This window comes from Delftia sp. (assembly GCF_059499305.1).
The window spans coordinates 547,678-563,978 of the sequence record NZ_JCABYI010000004.1 but is presented as its reverse complement, the minus strand read 5'-3'; the positions used below and the strand labels follow the sequence as shown (position 1 = coordinate 563,978).

General features: G+C 66.6%; 13 protein-coding genes. 2 read left to right on the top strand and 11 right to left on the bottom strand.

Going from position 1 to position 16,301, the window contains the following annotated elements; genetic code table 11:
• Positions 1–22 precede the first annotated feature (22 nt).
• The 7 genes from AC5I49_RS04400 to AC5I49_RS04370 all read right to left on the bottom strand — a co-directional run bounded on the left by AC5I49_RS04400 (position 23) and on the right by AC5I49_RS04370 (position 7,025).
• A complete protein-coding gene (locus AC5I49_RS04400; protein WP_046238537.1) occupies positions 23–925 on the bottom strand; it encodes a LysR family transcriptional regulator in 903 nt (300 codons plus the stop codon).
• Between the two features lie 87 nt (positions 926–1,012).
• Complete coding sequence (locus tag AC5I49_RS04395) at positions 1,013–1,651, bottom strand: bifunctional 4-hydroxy-2-oxoglutarate aldolase/2-dehydro-3-deoxy-phosphogluconate aldolase (protein ID WP_133073874.1); 639 nt, start codon at positions 1,649–1,651, stop codon at positions 1,013–1,015.
• On the bottom strand, positions 1,636–3,462 hold the full coding sequence (edd, locus tag AC5I49_RS04390) for a phosphogluconate dehydratase (RefSeq protein WP_495788891.1): 1,827 nt from the start codon (positions 3,460–3,462) through the stop codon (positions 1,636–1,638). Before edd ends, AC5I49_RS04395 begins: the two co-directional genes overlap by 16 nt.
• 109 nt (positions 3,463–3,571) lie before the next feature.
• Entirely contained in the window at positions 3,572–4,591 is a 1,020-nt protein-coding gene (locus AC5I49_RS04385; RefSeq protein ID WP_016453430.1) for a TRAP transporter substrate-binding protein, read from the bottom strand.
• A 28-nt stretch (positions 4,592–4,619) separates the two neighbouring features.
• A complete protein-coding gene (locus AC5I49_RS04380; protein WP_016446058.1) occupies positions 4,620–5,900 on the bottom strand; it encodes a TRAP transporter large permease in 1,281 nt (426 codons plus the stop codon).
• A gap of 12 nt (positions 5,901–5,912) precedes the next feature.
• On the bottom strand, positions 5,913–6,419 hold the full coding sequence (locus AC5I49_RS04375; protein WP_016446057.1) for a TRAP transporter small permease: 507 nt from the start codon (positions 6,417–6,419) through the stop codon (positions 5,913–5,915).
• Positions 6,420–6,437: 18 nt separating this feature from the next.
• Complete coding sequence (locus AC5I49_RS04370) at positions 6,438–7,025, bottom strand: gluconokinase (RefSeq protein WP_370690597.1); 588 nt, start codon at positions 7,023–7,025, stop codon at positions 6,438–6,440.
• Positions 7,026–7,181: 156 nt separating this feature from the next.
• On the opposite strand from AC5I49_RS04370, the gene gntR reads away from it, so the two are divergent.
• Positions 7,182–8,276 carry an HTH-type transcriptional regulator GntR gene (gntR, locus tag AC5I49_RS04365; protein ID WP_016446055.1) on the top strand — a complete coding sequence of 365 codons (1,095 nt, stop codon included), beginning with the start codon at positions 7,182–7,184 and terminating at the stop codon, positions 8,274–8,276.
• A gap of 83 nt (positions 8,277–8,359) precedes the next feature.
• Here gntR and AC5I49_RS04360 read toward each other — a convergent pair whose 3' ends face one another.
• The 4 genes from AC5I49_RS04360 to scpA all read right to left on the bottom strand — a co-directional run bounded on the left by AC5I49_RS04360 (position 8,360) and on the right by scpA (position 15,423).
• Positions 8,360–10,408, bottom strand: a complete 2,049-nt coding sequence (locus tag AC5I49_RS04360; RefSeq protein WP_016446054.1) for an acetyl-CoA carboxylase biotin carboxylase subunit — start codon at positions 10,406–10,408, stop codon at positions 8,360–8,362.
• Positions 10,409–10,619: 211 nt separating this feature from the next.
• On the bottom strand, positions 10,620–12,152 hold the full coding sequence (locus tag AC5I49_RS04355) for an acyl-CoA carboxylase subunit beta (protein WP_016446053.1): 1,533 nt from the start codon (positions 12,150–12,152) through the stop codon (positions 10,620–10,622).
• A gap of 57 nt (positions 12,153–12,209) precedes the next feature.
• Complete coding sequence (gene meaB / locus AC5I49_RS04350; protein WP_046238533.1) at positions 12,210–13,220, bottom strand: methylmalonyl Co-A mutase-associated GTPase MeaB; 1,011 nt, start codon at positions 13,218–13,220, stop codon at positions 12,210–12,212.
• A gap of 25 nt (positions 13,221–13,245) precedes the next feature.
• Positions 13,246–15,423 (bottom strand): methylmalonyl-CoA mutase, encoded by a 2,178-nt coding sequence (scpA, locus tag AC5I49_RS04345; protein WP_016446051.1) that lies wholly within the window; start codon positions 15,421–15,423, stop codon positions 13,246–13,248.
• Between the two features lie 114 nt (positions 15,424–15,537).
• Between scpA and AC5I49_RS04340 the strand changes: the two genes are divergently transcribed.
• Complete coding sequence (locus AC5I49_RS04340) at positions 15,538–16,173, top strand: GntR family transcriptional regulator (RefSeq protein ID WP_016446050.1); 636 nt, start codon at positions 15,538–15,540, stop codon at positions 16,171–16,173.
• Positions 16,174–16,301 lie beyond the last annotated feature (128 nt).

The following is a 16,301-nucleotide window of genomic DNA, read 5'->3' as shown; positions in this document are numbered from 1 at the left end:
CATATGCGAAACCGTGACGCTCTCAGTTCGCCTCGGAGGCGGGATGCAGCAGCGCCGCCACCACGTTGTGCAATGCCTGTTGCTGGGCCTGCCCTTCGATGAAGGACAGCACATAGCTGCGCTCGTGCCAGTCGCCTTCCAGCGCGGCCCAGCCCAGCTCCGGCCCGGGGTGGAAGCTGCGCAGCACGCCTGGCGGCATCAGGCCCACGCCCAGGCCTTCGCGCACCAGGGCCAGCATGGTGTCGAAGCCGCTGACCGTGAAATCATTGCGGAACACCCTGCCCCGGCTGTGATGGGCACGGCGCAGGGCATTCAGGATGGCCGAGCCCCGGCCCAGGCTGACGATGCGGCACTCCAGCAGCCGGTCCAGCTCCACGGGCTGGTCGCCGAAGCTGAAATGCCTGCGGCTGTAGACCAGCACCAGGCTGTCGCGCCGGTAGTCGGCGCGCGGCAGGTCCACGAATCCGCTGGTTTTCTCGAAGATGCCGATGTCGATGACCTTGTCGCGCAGCAGTTGCTGGACGATGCGGCTGTTTTCTTCCATCACCTGCAGCGTGATGTGGGGATAGCGGCGCTGGGTGGCCGCGATGTCGGCGGCCAGGAACTGCAGGATGACCGACTTGGGCGCGCCGATGATGATGCGGCCGTCACGGCCGCGGCCCAGGGCCTGGGCATCGCCCTCCAGGCGATCGACCAGGTTGCCGATCTGACGGATATGGGCCAGCAGCTTGAGGCCGGGCTCGGTGGCCTGCACGCCATGGGGCTGTCGCTTGAACAGGCGCGTGCCGAGCTGGGCCTCCAGATCACTGAGCCGCCGCGAGGCCGCCGCCACCGCCAGCTGCAGCCGGTCGGCAGCGCGCGAGATGCTGCCCTCCTCGGCAATGGCCAGCACGAGCTGCACGGTGGTGGAGTCGATCTTCATCATGGCGGCGGCCTTCTCGTCTGGCTTCTCGTCTGGCTGGAGGGCGACGATTGTGCCGCAGCGCCCCGCTGCGTCCCACCGGCCCTTTCGTCAGGCTTTGCGCAGAGCCTTGGCCTGGCGGGCCAGCGCCGTGATGCGGCTCCAGTCGCCCTGCTCCAGCGCATCCGTGGGCACCAGCCAGGAGCCGCCCACGCAGACCACATTCTTCAGGGCCAGGAACTCCTGGGCATTGGCTGGCGACACGCCGCCCGTGGGGCAAAAGCGCACATCGCCGAACGGACCCTGCCAGGCCTTGAGCATGGCCGTGCCGCCCGCCTGCACGGCTGGGAAGAATTTCAGCTCGTTGAAGCCGTCGGCCTGGGCGGCCATGATCTCGCCGCTGGTGGCCACGCCGGGCAGCAGCGGCAGCTGCAGGTCCTGGCAGGCCTGGCCCAGTGCGCTGGTGTAGCCGGGGCTCACGGCAAAGCGCGCGCCGGCATGGGCACAGGCGCGCGCATCGGCTGCGCTGCGCACGGTGCCGGCGCCGACGATGGCCTCGGGCACGGCGCGCGCAATGGCCTCGATGCTGGTCAGGCCCTGGGGCGTGCGCAGCGTGACCTCCAGCACGCGGATGCCGCCCGCGACCAGGGCCTGGGCCATGGGAACGGCATGCGCGAGGTCGTTGAGAACGATGACCGGGATGACCGGCGCGTCCTGCATGAGCTCCAAGGCCGTCAGTCGTTGATCCATGTGCAAGCTCCCTCTTCTGCGCTGAGCGCGTGGCGCCGGAATCCGGCAAACAGTTCGCGGCCGAAACCCCGGCCATTGGCTTGGCGCAGCGCCCGGGGCATGGTGGCCACCAGGCGTTGCTGCCATTCGGATTCATCGACCAGCACGGCCAGGGTGCCGGCCACGGCGTCCAGGCGCACCAGGTCGCCATCGCGCAGGCGCGCCAGCGGCCCGTCCACGCAGGCCTCGGGCGAGACGTGGATGGCCGCAGGCACCTTGCCCGAGGCGCCGCTCATGCGGCCGTCCGTGACCAGGGCCACCTTGTAGCCCTTGCCCTGCAGCACGGCCAGGGGCGGAGTGAGCTTGTGCAGCTCGGGCATGCCATTGGCGCGCGGCCCCTGCCAGCGCACAACGCAGATGACATCGCGGTCCAGTTCGCCGGCCTTGAAGGCCTGCTGCAGCGCTTCCTGAGAGTCGAAGACGCGTGCGGGCGCCTCGACCACATGGCGGTCCTCGGGCACGGCGCTGACCTTGATCACGCTGCGCCCCAGGTTGCCGGACAGCAGTTTGAGCCCGCCCGTGGCGCTGAAGGGCGCATCGGCCGGGCGCAGCACGGACAGGTCGCCGGAGACTTCGGCCGCGTGCCAGGCCAACTGGCCGTTGTCCACGGCCGGAATGCGCGCGAACTCCTGCAGGCCATCGGGCCGCACGGTGAGCACATCGCCATGCATGAGGCCGGCCTTGAGCAACTGGCCGATCACATAGCCCGGACCGCCTGCGGCCTGGAACTGGTTCACGTCGGCGCTGCCATTGGGATAGACGCGGGCCAGCAGCGGCACCACGCCCGAGAGCTCGGAAAAATCGTTCCAGTCGATGGTGATGCCCGCAGCGCGCGCCACCGCCACCCAGTGGATCAGGTGGTTGGTGGAGCCGCCCGTGGCCAGCAGGGCCACCATGGCGTTGACGATGCAGCGCTCGTCCACCACGCGGCCGATGGGGGCGAAGCGCTTGTTCCTGGTGATGGCCAGCACGCTGCGCATGGCCTCGCGCGTGAGCAGTTCGCGCTCGCCGTCGGCCGGGTTGATGAAGGCCGTGCCCGGCACGTGCAGACCCATGGCCTCCAGCAGCATCTGGTTGCTGTTGGCTGTGCCGTAGAAGGTGCAGGTGCCTTCGCCATGGTAGGCAGCCGATTCGGCGGCCAGCAGCTCCTTGCGGCCCACCAGGCCCTGCGCGGCCTGTTCGCGCACCTTGGCCTTGTCGCCGTTGGACAGGCCCGAGGTCATGGGTCCGGCCGGCACGAAGACCGTGGGCAGGTGCCCGAAATGCAGGGCGCCGATCAAGAGGCCCGGCACGATCTTGTCGCAGATGCCCAGCATCAGCGCGGCGTCGAATACGTCGTGCGAGAGCGCGATGGCCGTGCCCATGGCAATGGCATCCCGGCTGAACAGGCTCAGCTCCATGCCGGGCGCGCCCTGGGTCACGCCGTCGCACATGGCGGGTACGCCGCCGGCGACCTGCGCCGTGGCGCCCAGCCTGCGTGCCTCGTCCTTGAGGATGTCGGGATAGCGGGCCAGCGGTGCGTGGGCCGACAGCACGTCGTTGTATGCGGTGACGATGGCGACGTTGGGCGCCTTCTCCTCGACGATGCGTATCCTGTCGCCGCCTGGAATGCCCGCAAAGGCATGCGCCACGTTGGCACAGCCCATGGACTGCGCGCCGGGCGGGCGCGCGGCCATGGCGTCCACCTGTTCCAGGTAGGCGGCACGTGATTCGGCACTGCGCTCGCGGATGCGGCGCGTGACCTGGTCGACGATGGGGTGGATGGTGCTCATGGGGTGTCCTGCGGATGCGCTGATGCGCGTTTTCTCTGTGTCGCGTTGTCTTTTTGGTGGATGTCGGCCGGGGCATCCCTCCCAGGTGCGTCCGGCCCTGAATCGAAGCTTACTTCACTGCGCGCGCCTGCTTGACGGCGGCCTGTACCTCATCCCAGGTACCCTGGCCCACGGTCTTGGCAATGCCGGCATTGACCGTGGCGAGCTTGTCGCGCATGCGTCCCACCTCGGCGGCGGGCAGCTCGTTGACCTGCATGCCCTTGGTCTTGATATCGGCCAGGGCCTTGGCCGCTTCCTCGCGCGTGTCCTTGCGCTCGAACTCGCGGCTCTTGACGGCGGCGTCCTGCAGCACCTTCTTCTCGGCCGGTGTCAGCGTGTCCCACCACTTCTTGCTGACGGTGACGATCCAGGGGCTGTAGACGTGGTTGGAGATGGTCAGGTACTTCTGCACCTCGTAGAACTTGCTGGACAGCACGGTGTTGAACGGGTTTTCCTGGCCATCGACGGCGCGGGTTTCCAGCGCGGTGAACAGTTCGGAGAACGGCAGCGGCACGGCGTTGGCGCCCAGGGCCTTGAAGCTGTCGAGGAAGACGTTGTTCTGCATCACGCGCAGCTTCACGTCGGCCAGGTCTTCCAGCTTGGCGATGGGGCGCTTGTTGTTGGTGAGGTTGCGGAAACCGTTCTCCCAGTAGACCAGGCCCACCATGCCCTTGGGCTCCAGCGTGGCCTTGACCTTCTCGCCCACGGGGCCGTCGAGCACGGCGTCGGCCTCCTTGGTACTGCTGAACAGGAACGGCGTGTCCCAGACCGCCATCTCGGGCGACAGGCCGACCAGGGTGGCGGTGGAGCCGACCATCATCTCCTGGGCACCGCCGATCAGCGCCTGCTGCATCTGCGTGTCCGATCCCAGCGAGGCATTGCCGATGGCGCGCACCTTCATCTTGCCGCCCGTGGCCTTTTCGACCTCCTTGGCAAAGAAGCGCGCCGCGCGGCCTTGGTTGGAGTCATCGACCAGGCCGTAGCCGAAGCGCACGATGCGCGGCTTGAAGTCCTGGGCCATGGCCTGGCCCGTGGCGGCCAGCGTGGTGATGGCGGCCATCAGGCCGGCGAGTGCAAAGGGAATACGCATGTTCATCTCCTTGGGTTGTAGTGGGGGGTCAGTGCATCCAGCGCAGAGGGGCCAGGATGATTTGCGGAAAAATCACGAAAAGCACGGCAAGTAGCACATAGACCATCAGGAACGGGTTCGTGCCCTTGATCACGGTCTCCATGCGCAGCCGGCCCACGCCGGCAATCACGTTCTGCACCGTTCCCACGGGCGGCGTGATCAGGCCGATGCAGCCCACGTAGATGAACATGAAGCCGAAGTAGATGGGGTCGATGCCCGCCTTGACGGCCAGCGGCGCGCACACGGGGCCGAAGATCAGGATGGTCGGCGTCAGGTCCATGGCCGTGCCCACCACCAGCAGGAACAGCATCATCGTGGCCATGAACAGCATGGGGTTGCCCAGCAGGCCGGAGAAGCTGTCGGCCAGCATGTTGGGCAGGTCGGCCAGGGTGATCATGTAGGCCGTCACCGTGGCGGCGCCACACAGCAGCATGACCACGGCCGTGGTCTTGGCGGCGGCCAGGAACACGGCGTACAGACGGCTCCATGTCATCTCGCGGTAGATCACCATGGACACGAACAGCGCGTAGACGGCTGCGACCACGGCCGCCTCGGTGGGCGTGAACACGCCGCCCTTGAGGCCGCCCAGGATGATGACCGGCATCATCATGGCCCAGAAGCTCTTGGCCAGTGCCTTCAGACGCGGGCCCCAGGCCATGCGTTCGCCGCGCGACAGGTCGAACTTGCGGGCGATGGACCACCAGGCAAAGATCAGGAAGACGCCCATGATCAGGCCCGGCACCACGCCCGACAGGAACAGCTTGCTGATCGAGGTGTTGGTCGTCACGCCGTAGATCACGAAGGGCATGGACGGCGGAATGATGGGCGCAATGATGCCGCCCGAGGCCAGCAGGCCCGCGCTGTAGCTGTCGGGGTACTTTTGCTCGCGCATCATGGGCAGCAAGATGGTGGCCAGGGCGGCGGTGTCGGCAATGGCCGAGCCGCTCATCGAGGCCAGCAGCACGGCGGCGCCAATGGCCACGTAGCCCAGGCCGCCACGGATATGGCCCACATAGGCGCGCGCCAGGTCGATGATGCGGCGCGACAGGCCGCCCGCGTTCATCAGCTCACCCGCCAGGATGAAGAAAGGCACGGCCAGCAGCGGGAAGTTGTCGAAGCCGGCCTGCAGGTTCTGCGCAAGCAGCTGCGAGTCGAAGAAGTCCAGATGCCACATCAGCGCCACGCCGGTCAACACCAGCGCCTGGGCAATGGGCATGCCGATCACCATGCCGCCGATCAGCACGGCCAGAAAGATCAGGGTCACAACCATGGTGCCTGCTCCTTACTCGACCGAAGTCTCGCCATGGTTTTCTGCCGGCGCGCCGCGGCGCAGGTCGCGCAGCGACACCAACAGCAGGCCCACGGCCAGCACCAGGGTGGCCGCAGCGCCCAGGGCCAGCGGGTAGCCCAGCACCGTGCTGTAGCTGTTCAGCCCGGCCTGCACCTGGGCCCATGAGCCCCACAGCAGCAGGCCCATGCAGACCAGGACCAGCGCCTGCGACACCCAGAACAACACCTTGCGCGCGCCAGGGCCCACGCGGGATGTCACAAGGTCGAAGCCCAGGTGGCTGCCCTCAAAAGCGGCCACGATGGCCCCAATGGCCACCAGCCAGACGAAGAGCAAGCGCGAGATTTCCTCATAGGAAACGATGCTGGTGTGGAACACATAGCGCAGCACCACGTTGACGAACACGGCAATGACCATGCCGGCCAGGGCCAGCACCATCAGCACCTCGGCAAAGTGCTGCAGGCGCGGCTTGGGCCGGACTGCGGGGGAATCGGATTGCATGGTTTTTGTCTCCTGGCGTTATGGGTTCTGGGAGAGAGGGGCGGCCTGCGGCGCCGGATGGACCAGCCAGTCCTGTGCGCGGTGCACGATGTCGGCCAGCGGCAGCGTGGCGTCCACGGACAGCACGGCGCGCTCGCCTGCCGGGCTTTCCAGCGTGGCGAACTGGTTGGCCACCAGCTCGGGAGAGAAGAAGTGGCCGGCGCGCTCCTGCACGCGCTGCAGCGCCGTGCCGTAGTCCAGGTCCAGAAAAACGAAGCCCACGGCACCGGCCGGACCGGCGGCACGCAGGCGGTCACGGTACTTGCGCTTGAGGGCCGAGCAGGTCAGCACCACGCCCTGCCCCGGCATGGCCTGGGCCAGCAGCCGTGCCAGCCGGTCCAGCCAGCCGCTGCGGTCGTCGTCGGTCAGGGGGATGCCCGCCTGCATCTTGCGGATGCTTTCCTCGGCATGGTGGGCATCGCCCTCGTGCAGGGTCCAGCCCAGGGCATCGGCCAGGGCCTGCCCCACGCTCGACTTGCCGCAGCCGGAAACGCCCATGACGACCAGCGCCCGTGGGCGGCTGCCTGCGGCGGTGGCGTCGGTTGTTGTTGGGATAGCGCTATCCATGTTCTTGCAAAAATTGGCAGACCAGGGTCTGCCTTGGATTTCGGTGTGCTTCAGAGGCCTTCGTCCGGGTTTACACGCAGGACTGCGGGCCTTCGAATGATTGGGATAGCGCTATCATAATCTCCAACCCTCTCGCCACCGACCTAGGACATTCCCTTGGCCCGCCAGATTCCGCCTGCATCTCCAGAATCGTCCTGCGCCGATCCTTCCGATCCGGCCCTGCCCGCCACGGGCCGCGCCCGCTCCTCGCGGGCCAGCGGACGCATCACGCTCAGCGATGTGGCACAGGCTGCCGGCGTCAGCCCCATGACGGTCTCACGGGCCCTGCGCGGCGAGCGGCGCGTGGACCCGGCCCTGGTCGAGAAAATCCGCGCCGCCGCCGCGCGCATGGGCTACGTGCCCGACCCTGCCGCGCGCGCTTTGGCCTCCCAGAAAAGCGCCCAAGTGCTGGTGCTGGTGCCCATGCTGTCCAACACCTTGTTCGTGGACCTGATCGAGTCTGTGCACAAGGTGCTGTTCGCCGCCGGCTACCACGCGCTGATCGGCGTGACCCACTATGACCGGGCCGAAGAGGAGCAACTGCTGCGCACTTACCTGCCCATGCGCCCTGCCGGCCTGCTGCTCACCGGCTTTGACCGCAGTCCCGCTGCGCGCGAACTCGTGCAGGCCAGCAAGGTGCCCTGCGTGCACCTGATGGAGCTGGGCGGCGAGCCGGGCACGCCCAGCGTGGGGTTTTCGCAGGCCGAAGCCGGAGCCGCCATCACGCGGCATCTGATGGAGCGCGGGCACAAGCGCATTGCCTTTTGCGCAGGCCAGCTCGATGCCCGCGTGATGCAGCGCGCCTCTGGCTACCGCCAGGCCCTGCAGGATGCGGGCCTGCACGACCCGGCCCTGGAACTGCTGTGGCCCCGCCCCACTTCGATGGCGCTGGGCGCCGAGCTGCTGGACGCCGCCCTGCGGCTGGATCCATCCGTCGATGCCCTCTTCTTCTGCAACGATGACATCGCCCAGGGCGCTCTGCTCGAAGCCCTGCGCCGCGGCATCCGCGTGCCGCAGCAGATCGCCATCGCCGGCTTCAACGACCTGCCCGGCAGCGACCAGATGGTGCCGCCACTGACCACCATCCGCACGCCGCGCGGCCATATCGGAACCGAAGGCGCGCGCATGCTGCTGCAATTGATGCGCGGCGAGGCCTTGCCATTGCACAGCCTGGATCTGGGATATGAGCTGGTGGTGCGGCAAAGCAGTTGAAGCGACAGTGGAAATAAAAAGGCCGGGTCTGCTGCCCGGCCTTTTCTCTGGTCGACGCCTGCGGCGCAGGAATCACGCGGATATCACTCGAATTCCAGGATCACATCGTCCACGGCCAGCGAGTCGCCCTTGCCGGCGCTGATCTTGCTGACCACACCGTCCTGCGACGCGAACAGGATGTTTTCCATCTTCATGGCCTCGATCACGGCCAGCTTTTCGCCGGCCTGCACCTTCTGGCCCGGCTGCACGGCCACGTCCACCAGCAGGCCCGGCATGGGCGACAGCAGGAACCTGGACAGGTCCGGCGGTGCCTTGTAGGGCATGAGCCGGTGCAGTTCGCCGCCGCGCGGCGACAGCACCAGGGCGTCGATCTGCGTGCCGTTGTGGATGACGCGCAGGGCCAGCGGGTTCCTGGCCGTGCCGCGCTCGACCTGCGCCGTGAAGGGCTTGCCGTTGCAGCTGCCCTGCACGCACATGGCGCGCATCGGCGTCTCGCTGCGGAAGGTGTAGGGCTTGCCGTCCACGGTGACGGTGCTGGCGCGGCTTTCCGCGTCGAAGTCGGAAACCTGCACCTCGCGGTACTGGTGCTTGCCATCGGCCCCCAGCACGACCACGCAGTAGTCGGCCGAGACCTTGAGCTCATGACCTCGCATCTGGCCGCTGATGGTGGCGGCGCGCGCGCGGTAGCGGCGGTTCATGTGGCCTGCCAGGGCGACCAGGAAGTCGGGGTCGCCGTGCGGCACATCCTCGGCGTGGAAGCCGTGGGCGTAATGCTCGGCAATGAATCCGGTGTTGAACTCGCCGCTCTTGAACTTGGGATGGGCCAGCAGCGCGGCCTGGAACGGGATGTTGGAGCTGATGCCCCGGATCACGAAGGCGTTGAGCGCCTCGCGCATCTTGGCGATGGCGTCGTTGCGGTCGCTGCCGTGCACGATGAGCTTGGCGATCATCGAGTCGTAGAACATCGGGATTTCGCCGCCTTCATACACGCCCGTATCCACGCGCACGCCGTGCAGGTGGCCGGTGTCGGCCTGCCACATGGTCTGCTCGGGCGGCGAAAAGCGCACCAGGCGGCCGGTGGACGGCAGGAAGTTGCGGAACGGGTCCTCGGCGTTGATGCGGCACTCGATGGCCCAGCCATCGCGCTTGACGTCTTCCTGCGCGATGGCCAGCTTCTCGCCAGCGGCCACGCGGATCATCTGCTCGACCAGATCCAGGCCGGTGATGCACTCGGTCACCGGGTGCTCCACCTGCAGGCGGGTGTTCATTTCCAGGAAGTAGAAATCCTGGTCCTTGCCCACCACGAACTCCACCGTGCCCGCGCTCTGGTAGCCCACGGCCTTGGCCAGGGCCACGGCCTGCTCTCCCATGGCGCGGCGCGTGGCGTCGCTGATGAAGGGGGACGGCGCCTCTTCGATCACCTTCTGGTGCCGGCGCTGGATGGAGCATTCGCGCTCGTTCAGGTAGATCACGTTGCCGTGGCCGTCGCCCAGCACCTGGATCTCGATGTGGCGCGGCTCCTGCACGAACTTCTCGATGAAGATGCGGTCGTCGCCGAAGCTGTTGCGTGCCTCGTTCTGGCAGCTGGCAAAGCCCTCGAAGGCTTCCTTGTCGTTGTAGGCCACGCGCAGGCCCTTGCCGCCGCCGCCGGCGCTGGCCTTGATCATCACGGGGTAGCCGATGCCCTTGGCGATTTCCACGGCGGCCTCGGGGCCGGCGATGGGATCGTTGTAGCCGGGGATGGTGCTCACGCCCGCCTTGTCGGCCAGCTTCTTGGAGGCGATCTTGTCGCCCATGGCCGCGATGGCCGCGTGCTTGGGGCCGATGAAGGCGATGCCCTCTTCCTCCACGCGCCGGGCGAAGGCCTCGTTCTCGGACAGGAAGCCATAGCCTGGGTGCACGGCCTGCGCGCCGGTCTGCTTGCAGGCGGCAATGATGCGGTCGGCCTGCAGGTAGGACTCGCGGCTGGGAGCGGCACCGATGTGCACGGCCTCGTCGGCCAGCTTGACGTGGCGTGCCTCGCGGTCCGCATCGGAGTACACCGCCACGGTCTGTATGCCCATCTTGCGGGCGGTGGCGATGACGCGGCAGGCAATCTCGCCGCGGTTGGCAATCAGGATCTTCTTGAACATCTTCTTAGCCCATTCTTGGAACTAAATCATGGGAACCGGAGCTGTCGTCAGCTTCGCTGTCCCTGTTTTGCGCTTCGCCAGCACTGTCAGTAACCGGCGCGACCAACGCGAGGGACACCGAGGAAGGGCCGCCCCGCACCGAGGGTGTCGTCCCCCTCCCTCGCGAAGCGAGTTAGAGAGGGGGAAGCGGCGGAGCCGCTCAGGGGGTGCTTCACAAGGGGATGTTTCCATGCTTGCGCCACGGATTTTCCAGCTGCTTGTTCTTGAGCATCTGCAGCGAGCGGCAGATGCGCTTGCGCGTCTCGTGCGGCTGGATCACGTCGTCGATGAAGCCGCGCGCGCCCGCCACGAAGGGGTTGGCGAAGCGGGCCTTGTACTCGGCCTCGCGCGCGGCCAGCTTGGCGGGGTCGTTCTTGTCCTCGCGGAAGATGATCTCCACGGCGCCCTTGGCGCCCATCACGGCGATCTCGGCATGGGGCCAGGCCAGGTTGACGTCGCCGCGCAGGTGCTTGGAGGCCATCACGTCATAGGCGCCGCCGTAGGCCTTGCGCGTGATGACGGTGATCTTGGGCACCGTGGCCTCGGCATAGGCGTACAGCAGCTTGGCGCCGTGCTTGATGATGCCGCCGTACTCCTGGCTGGTGCCGGGCATGAAGCCGGGCACGTCCACGAAGGTGACCACGGGGATGTTGAAGGCATCGCAGAAACGCACGAAGCGCGCGGCCTTGATGGAGCTCTTGATGTCCAGGCAGCCGGCCAGCACCAGGGGCTGGTTGGCGACGATGCCCACGGTCTGCCCGTCCATGCGTGCAAAGCCCGTGAGGATGTTCTTGGCGTAGTCGGGCTGCAACTCGAAGAAGTCGCCGTCGTCCACGGTCTTGAGGATCAGCTCCTTCATGTCGTAGGGCTTGTTGGCGTTGTCGGGCACCAGGGTATCCAGCGACTTGTCGGCGCGGTCCACGGGGTCCGAGGTGTAGCGCACGGGCGCCTTCTCGCGGTTGTTCAGCGGCAGGTAGTTGTAGAGGCGGCGCAGCATCATCAGCGCCTCCACGTCGTTGTCGAAGGCCATGTCGGCCACGCCGCTGCGCGTGGTGTGGGTGATGGCGCCGCCCAGCTCCTCGGCCGTGACCTCCTCGTGCGTCACGGTCTTCACCACTTCGGGGCCGGTGACGAACATGTAGCTGCTGTCCTTGACCATGAAGATGAAGTCGGTCATGGCCGGCGAGTACACGGCGCCGCCCGCGCAGGGGCCCATGATCATGGAGATCTGCGGCACCACGCCGCTGGCCAGCACGTTCTTCTGGAACACGTCGGCATAGCCGCCCAGCGAGGCCACGCCTTCCTGGATGCGGGCGCCGCCCGAGTCGTTGAGGCCGATCACGGGGGCGCCGACCTTCATGGCCTGGTCCATGACCTTGCAGATCTTCTCGGCATGGGTCTCGGACAGCGCACCGCCGAAGACGGTGAAGTCCTGGCTGAAGACGAAGACCAGGCGGCCGTTGATCATGCCGTAGCCGGTGACCACGCCGTCGCCGGGGATCTTGCTGTCTTCCATGCCGAAGTCGGTGCAGCGGTGCTCGACGAACATGTCCCATTCCTCGAAGGTGCCGTCGTCCAGCAGCAGCTCGATGCGCTCGCGCGCCGTGAGCTTGCCCTTCTTGTGCTGTGCATCTATGCGCTTTTGGCCGCCACCCAGGCGGGCCTGTTCGCGCTTTGTCTCCAGTTGATCCAGGATGTCTTGCATGCTGCGATTCCTCTAACGTCTAACGGTAAGGTTTGTCTGGTCTTGTCTTGTCGGCCGTCACTGCGGCGCCGCCACGGGGCCGGCCTGCGCCTGCAGCAGATTTCTGGCGGCCGTGCTGGCCGCGATGCGCCCTGCTGCGACGTCGGCCTGCAGCTGGGGCAGCAGCGCCCGCACCTGCGGATGCTGCCGGAAGGCCTGCTTGAGGCCGGAGTCGATACGCTCCCACATCCAGGACAGCGCCTGGCGTTCGCGGCGCAGCGCCAGGCGCCCGTTGGCCTGCTGCAGGCGGCGGAATTCCTCCACCGCGCTCCAGAAGCCGTCAACGCCCTCTTGCTTGAGCGCGCTGATGGTGATGACCCTGGGCTGCCACAGGCGCTCGTCATGGTGGGCGTGCTCGGGATTGCCGTGCATGCCCAGCAGGCGCAGGCTGGAGGTGATCTGGGCCTGCGCGCGCGTGGCGGCATGGGGATCGATGTCGGCCTTGTTGATGACGACCAGGTCGGCCAGCTCCATCACGCCCTTCTTGATGGCCTGCAGGTCATCGCCCGCATTGGGCAGTTGCAGCAGGCAGAACATGTCGCACATGCCCTGCACGGCGATCTCGCTCTGGCCCACGCCCACGGTCTCGACGATGACCACATCGTAGCCAGCCGCCTCGCAGACCAGCATGGCCTCGCGGGTTTTCTCGGCCACGCCGCCCAGTGTGCCGCTGCTGGGGCTGGGGCGGATGTAGGCATCCGGATGAACGGACAACTGCTCCATGCGCGTCTTGTCGCCCAGGATGGAGCCGCCAGACACGGTGGACGATGGGTCGATGGCCAGCACCGCCACCCGTAGGCCGCGCCCAATCAGGAACAGGCCCAGCGTCTCGATGAAGGTGCTCTTGCCCACGCCCGGCACGCCGCTGATGCCCAGGCGGAAAGACCCGCCCGTATGCGGCAGCAGGGCCGTGAGCAGCCCATCGGCCGCAGCGCGGTGATCCGTGCGCGTGGATTCCAAAAGGGTGATGGCCTTGGCCATCGCCCGGCGCTGAACGGCAGGGTTGCCGTTCAGGATGCCGTCTTGCATTTGCTCGGGAGTCACTGCGGCGGGCTCAGAGGCTGTTGGCCTGGCGGATCTGCTCGAGTACGTCCTTGGCGCTGGCCGGGATGGGTGTGCCCGGACCATAGACGCCCTTGACGCCGGCGTTGTAGAGGAAGTCGTAGTCCTGCGCGGGAATCACGCCGCCCACGAAGACGATGATGTCGTCCGCGCCCTGGCGGCGCAGTTCCTCGATGATGGCCGGCACCAGGGTCTTGTGGCCTGCCGCCAGCGTGGACACGCCCACGGCGTGCACGTCGTTCTCGATGGCCTGGCGCGCGCATTCCTCGGGCGTCTGGAACAGCGGGCCCATGTCCACGTCGAAGCCCAGGTCGGCAAAGGCCGTGGCCACCACCTTGGCGCCGCGGTCATGGCCGTCCTGGCCGAGCTTGGCGATCATCACGCGCGGGCGGCGGCCCAATTGCTCGGACGATGCGTCGATTTCGCCCTTGAGCTTTTCCCAGCCCTCGGCCGAGTCGTAGGCTGCTGCATACACGCCGGTCACCTTTTGCGTATCGGCGCGGTGGCGCCCGAAAACCTTCTCCAGCGCATCCGAGACCTCGCCCACCGTGGCGCGCAGGCGCACGGCCTGGATGGACAGGTCCAGCAGGTTGCCCTCGCCGCTTTCGGCGGCCTGGGTCAGGGCCTGAAGGGCGGCCTCGACCTTGGCGGCATCGCGGCTGGCCTTGATCTGGTTCAGGCGCGCGATCTGGCTGTCGCGCACCTTGACGTTGTCCACCTCGAGGATGTCGATGGCGTCTTCCTTGGCCAGCTTGTACTTGTTGACGCCGACGATGACGTCCTTGCCCGAGTCGATGCGCGCCTGCTTCTCGGCGGCGGCGGCCTCGATCTTGAGCTTGGCCCAGCCCGAATCCACGGCGGCGGTCATGCCGCCCATGGCCTCGACCTCCTCGATGATCTTCCAGGCGGCGTCGGCCATGTCCTGGGTCAGCTTTTCCATCATGTAGCTGCCGGCCCAGGGGTCAATCACATTGGTGATGTGGGTCTCTTCCTGGATGATCAGCTGCGTGTTGCGCGCGATGCGGGCCGAGAACTCGGTGGGCAGCGCGATGGCTTCGTCAAAGCTGTTGGTGTGCAGGCTCTGCGTGCCGCCGAAGACGGCGGCCATGGCCTCGATGGTCGTGCGCACCACGTTGTTGTAGGGGTCCTGCTCGGTCAGCGACCAGCCCGAAGTCTGGCAGTGCGTGCGCAGCATCAGGCTCTTGGCCTTCTTGGCGCCGAAGCCCTTCATGATGCGGCACCACAGCAGGCGGGCCGCGCGCATCTTGGCGATTTCCAGATAGAAATTCATGCCGATGGCCCAGAAGAAGGACAGCCGGCCCGCGAAATCGTCCACATCCATGCCCTTGGCCGTGGCGGTCTTGACGTACTCCTTGCCGTCGGCCAGCGTGAAGGCCAGTTCCAGCGCCTGGTTGGCGCCCGCCTCCTGCATGTGATAGCCCGAGATCGAGATCGAGTTGAACTTGGGCATGTTCTTGCTCGTGTACTCGATGATGTCGCCGATGATGCGCATCGACGGCTGGGGCGGGTAGATATACGTGTTGCGGACCATGAACTCCTTGAGGATGTCGTTCTGTATGGTCCCCGACAACTGGTCCTGGGCCACGCCCTGCTCCTCGGCCGCCACCACGTAGCCGGCCAGCACGGGCAGCACGGCGCCGTTCATGGTCATGGACACGCTGATCTTGTCCAGCGGGATCTGGTCGAACAGCACCTTCATGTCCTCGACCGAATCGATGGCTACGCCGGCCTTGCCCACGTCGCCCGTGACACGCGGATGGTCGCTGTCGTAGCCCCGGTGCGTGGCCAGGTCGAAAGCCACCGACACGCCCTGCCCGCCGGCGGCCAGCGCCTTGCGGTAGAAGGCGTTGGACTCCTCGGCCGTGGAAAAGCCCGCGTACTGGCGAATGGTCCAGGGCCGGCCCGCGTACATGGTGGCCTGGGGGCCGCGGATGTAGGGCTCGAAGCCTGGCAGGCTATCCGTATGGGGCAGATCCGCCGTGTCTGCCGCCGTGTACAGCGGCTTGACGTCGATGCCGTCGGGCGTGGTCCAGTGCAGTGCCTGGATGTCGCCCCCTGGAGCGGCCTTGGCGGCCGCCTGGGCCCATTTCTGCAGGTCGGCAGTTGCGAATTCCTGGCCGTTCTGCGCTGTCGGATGGTCTTGTCTCATGTTCTCAGGCTCGTGAATGACAGGTGCCCTTGAGGGCATGCCCCAGAGCTGCCGCAGTTTACATCATTCATAATTATTCATTCAAAATATCTTTGCCGATACAATCCGGGCCACATGTCGACAAACACCCTCACTCCCCGCGCGCTCTACGAACAGGTGGCAGAGAAGCTGCGCCTGCGCATCTTCGCGCACGAACTGGCGCCTGGTGACTGGATCGACGAACTGAAGATTGCCGAGGAATACGGCATCAGCCGTACCCCGCTGCGCGAGGCCCTGAAGGTGCTGGCCGCCGAGGGCCTGGTGACCATGAAGGTGCGCCGTGGCGCCTATGTGACCGAGGTGTCGTCCAAGGACATTGCCGATGTCTATCACCTGCTGAGCCTGCTGGAATCCGATGCCGTGCAGGTCGTGGCCGAATCGGGCAGCGATGAGGAACTTGCCGCCCTGCAGCAGACCCATGAGGAACTCAAGGCGCAGATGCGCGATGCAGACCGCTTCTTCGAGCTCAACGAGAGCTTTCACATGCAGCTGCTGCAGATCGCCGACAACCGCTGGCGCAACCAGCTGGTGGCCGACCTGCGCAAGGTCATGAAGCTCAACCGCCACAAGTCGCTGTTCAAGCAGGGCCGCATCGAGGACTCGCTGGCCGAGCACGAGACCGTCATGCAGGCCCTGTTGCGCCGCGATGGCGCGGCCGCCGCGCAGGCCATGCGTCAGCACTTCAGGAACGGTCTGGCTGCAGCGTCCTGAACTCGGGTTCATCTGAACCCTGGCTGGCTGGGCAACAGTGGCGACGTAGGCGGGCATGCGGCTCCTGGTTCGCTTCAGGCGCATCGCCCGAGAACGCTGCAGTGCAGCATAAACCTCGCCGCCAACTC

What these genes read in the sequence shown, in the direction of transcription:
- AC5I49_RS04340 (WP_016446050.1), top strand. Translation starts at nt 15,538, where the DNA reads ATGTCGACAAACACCCTCACTCCCCGCGCGCTCTACGAACAGGTGGCA.
- AC5I49_RS04370 (WP_370690597.1), bottom strand. Translation starts at nt 7,025, where the DNA reads ATGGATAGCGCTATCCCAACAACAACCGACGCCACCGCCGCAGGCAGC.
- AC5I49_RS04380 (WP_016446058.1), bottom strand. Translation starts at nt 5,900, where the DNA reads ATGGTTGTGACCCTGATCTTTCTGGCCGTGCTGATCGGCGGCATGGTG.
- AC5I49_RS04385 (WP_016453430.1), bottom strand. Translation starts at nt 4,591, where the DNA reads ATGCGTATTCCCTTTGCACTCGCCGGCCTGATGGCCGCCATCACCACG.
- AC5I49_RS04360 (WP_016446054.1), bottom strand. Translation starts at nt 10,408, where the DNA reads ATGTTCAAGAAGATCCTGATTGCCAACCGCGGCGAGATTGCCTGCCGC.
- AC5I49_RS04355 (WP_016446053.1), bottom strand. Translation starts at nt 12,152, where the DNA reads ATGCAAGACATCCTGGATCAACTGGAGACAAAGCGCGAACAGGCCCGC.
- edd (WP_495788891.1), bottom strand. Translation starts at nt 3,462, where the DNA reads ATGAGCACCATCCACCCCATCGTCGACCAGGTCACGCGCCGCATCCGC.
- AC5I49_RS04375 (WP_016446057.1), bottom strand. Translation starts at nt 6,419, where the DNA reads ATGCAATCCGATTCCCCCGCAGTCCGGCCCAAGCCGCGCCTGCAGCAC.
- scpA (WP_016446051.1), bottom strand. Translation starts at nt 15,423, where the DNA reads ATGAGACAAGACCATCCGACAGCGCAGAACGGCCAGGAATTCGCAACT.
- AC5I49_RS04400 (WP_046238537.1), bottom strand. Translation starts at nt 925, where the DNA reads ATGATGAAGATCGACTCCACCACCGTGCAGCTCGTGCTGGCCATTGCC.
- AC5I49_RS04395 (WP_133073874.1), bottom strand. Translation starts at nt 1,651, where the DNA reads ATGGATCAACGACTGACGGCCTTGGAGCTCATGCAGGACGCGCCGGTC.
- meaB (WP_046238533.1), bottom strand. Translation starts at nt 13,220, where the DNA reads ATGCAAGACGGCATCCTGAACGGCAACCCTGCCGTTCAGCGCCGGGCG.